3 protein-coding genes are annotated in these 1,022 nt (G+C 57.3%); all 3 read left to right on the forward strand.

Features of this window, described 5'->3' with window-relative positions; translation table 11 throughout:
- The coding region (locus C814_RS24380) for a DUF6017 domain-containing protein (protein ID WP_016317664.1) at positions 1-312 on the forward strand (312 nt) is incomplete at its 5' end.
- Positions 313-362: 50 nt separating this feature from the next.
- Positions 363-830, forward strand: coding sequence for a DUF7768 domain-containing protein (locus C814_RS21950; protein ID WP_016317665.1), 468 nt, complete (start codon positions 363-365; stop codon positions 828-830).
- Positions 823-1,022: DUF5720 family protein (locus C814_RS21955; protein ID WP_016317666.1), on the forward strand; the 200-nt coding region annotated here is incomplete at its 3' end. The genes C814_RS21950 and C814_RS21955, both read left to right, overlap by 8 nt.

Below are 1,022 nucleotides of genomic sequence, written 5' to 3' on the forward strand. Positions count from 1 at the left end.
TGCCTCAAACAGCGGTTTGGGACCTATCGGGAGGACTTGGACGAGATCGTGGAGCTTCTGGTGGAAACCGTCTGCGCGAAGCGTAAGACCACCCGGATTGCCGGGGCGGACTTCCCCCATGAGGTGGTGCGTTCCCGCTTCCTGAAGCTGGACAGCTCCCACATCGAGTTTGTCATGGACTGCCTGCAAAAGAACACCACCGAGGTGCGGAACATGAAGCAATATCTCCTGACGGTGCTGTTCAACGCGCCCACCACCATGAGCAACCATTACACTTCACAGGTCAACCACGATATGTACGGCGGCTTTTGAAAGCTGGCCGTTTTTGTCTGCCCGGAACTGCCGGGAGAAAGGAATCTGTTATGAAACGACCGCTTGCGTATATCACCGCTCCCTGGAGCAAGAACCCCCATGAAAACGCGGCAAACGCCGCCAGCTACTGCCGCCAGGTGTATGACGCCGGATATTCCCCGGTCTGCCCTGTTTTGTTCCTGCCGCTGTTTTTGAAGGATGAAATCCCCCAGGAACACAAGGACGGAATCGACATCGCCAGAGATTTCGTCGTCGCAAAGTCCGCTAAACTCCGTTTCCGCCTGTCGGCGAAAACTGCGTCCGCTCCCTTGCTCCTCCTCTCCCCACAAAATCTTCGATTTTGCGGGGACCCCGATTACCGCTCCCATGTGCTGGTGGTCTGCGGACACTCGACCGATGAAACGGTCAAAAACGATATTGCCACCGCTGAACGCCTGCGGATCACCGCCACCACGCTGGACGGGATTCTGACGGTGAAAGGCCAGGGCCGGGAGAAAGGGGGCGCACACCATGCCTGAGCAAAAGACCATCGGCCAGCTGATGGAGGAAATGCGGCTTAAAGCCGGGGCGCGGGAGTATTCCGGCCATAGTTACATGGACTTAAACCGGTTCGCGGAGGACACCCGGCACATGATTATTTTTGATACCCTGACCGCTGATTCCCCTGTTGGCTGGAAAGGGGAACGCAGCCGCGCCTTTCTCACCGAGGA

It is taken from the genome of Anaerotruncus sp. G3(2012), from assembly GCF_000403395.2.
Classification (GTDB): Bacteria; Bacillota; Clostridia; order Oscillospirales; family Ruminococcaceae; genus Anaerotruncus.

Excerpts from the sequence above, each read along its gene's own strand:
- C814_RS21950 (WP_016317665.1), top strand. The coding sequence starts at position 363 with ATGAAACGACCGCTTGCGTATATCACCGCTCCCTGGAGCAAGAACCCC.